The following is a 1611-nucleotide window of genomic DNA, read 5'->3' on the forward strand; positions in this document are numbered from 1 at the left end:
CTATCAGTTTTGTAGATTATGCACATTGGCAAAATCTCAATCAAAGCTTTGATGTTCAAAAAGCTTATTGGAAAAACAAGCTTTCTGGCGATATTCCATTTTTAAACCTACCAACAGATTTTAATCGTCCAAGCACGCCTTCATACAAAGGGAAGCATCATGTTTTAAACTTTTCAAAAACAAGTTCTTCCCAAATCTTAGATGTAGCTAAAAAACTAGAAATAACACCATTTGTTTTGTTTTTAGTAACATATTTTATATTACTGCAAAAATTTAGTAAACAAGACGATATTTTAATAGGCTCACCAGTTTCAAATAGAAACAAAAAAGGATTAGAATCAGTTTTCGGGCTTTTTATTGATACTGTGGTTTTTAGAACATCAGTAAAAAAATCACTCACTATTTTAGAATTCATAAAAAGAGTGAATACGATGTCTATGGAAGCACTTTCAAACAAAGACCTTCCGTTTGATGCGCTGGTAAAAGAATTAAATATTGAGAGATCTTTGGCAACAAACCCGCTTTTTCAAGTTATGTTTGTTTATGCATCAAAACCAGAATATCCATCGTTTGGAAAAGATGTCGAATTACTCGATAGTTTTGAATATAGTCCAGATGTTTCAAAGTTTGATTTGACACTTTTTATAACTGAAAACAACGGTGAATTAAGCTCTACTTTTGAGTATGCTACAGATTTGTTTGAAGAAGAAACCATCAACAGATTTCAGCAACATTTAAAACACACTTTAGAGTATGTTGTTGAGCATACCAACAAAACGATTGATACTATTCCTGCACTAATTGAAACCGACAAAAATTTACTTAATTCAAATAATGCAAAACATAAAACTGCTTTTAATGGGTTTAAAAGCATCCATTCTATAATAGAAAATATTGCTAAAAAACATCCTGATAACATAGCTTTAACCTTTAAAGATAGTGCAATCACATATAAAGAATTAAACGAAAAAGCAAACCGAATAGCTCAAGAAATAATAAATACCAAAGCCGAAAACAGAATTATTGGTTTATGTATCGATCGCTCTTTAAATATGATTATTGGTATGCTAGGCATTTTAAAATCAGGTTGTGCGTATTTACCAATTGATCCAGAATACCCAAAACAGCGTGTTAATTTTATACTCAAAGATGCTAAAGTTGATAGTATTGTTTCTCAAAGTTCTCTTTTAAAGCTTTTTGATGAGTTTAAAGTAAACCCTATTTTAATCGATAAAATTGATAGCTCACAAAATGATAATACTATTGAATTACCAATAGTAAAAGAGACCGATTTAGCTTATATAATTTACACTTCGGGCAGTACAGGTGAACCTAAAGGTGTTCCTATTAGCCATAAGAATATTATGAATTCCACTGCTGGAAGATTGGGTTTTTACAATAAAAATCCTTCGGCGTTTTTACTCATGTCGTCCATTTCTTTTGATAGCTCCAAAGCTGGTATTTTCTGGACACTTTGCACAGGCGGAAATTTAGTAATTGCAGAAAAACGCATTGAACAAGACCTTGTGAAAATTGTAGATATTATTGAACAGCATAACGTTAGTCACACGCTAATGCTTCCATCTTTATATAAAGTTATATTAGAAAATG

General features: G+C 31.1%; 1 protein-coding gene. It reads left to right on the plus strand.

Translation table 11 applies throughout. The features are described from left to right. Nucleotides 1-1611, plus strand: a 1611-nt coding sequence (locus AADI82_RS15120; protein ID WP_341217233.1) for a condensation domain-containing protein, incomplete at both ends; no start/stop codon positions are given.

Origin of the sequence: uncultured Wocania sp., from assembly GCF_964021735.1 — a bacterium.
Classification (GTDB): Bacteria; Bacteroidota; Bacteroidia; order Flavobacteriales; family Flavobacteriaceae; genus Wocania_A.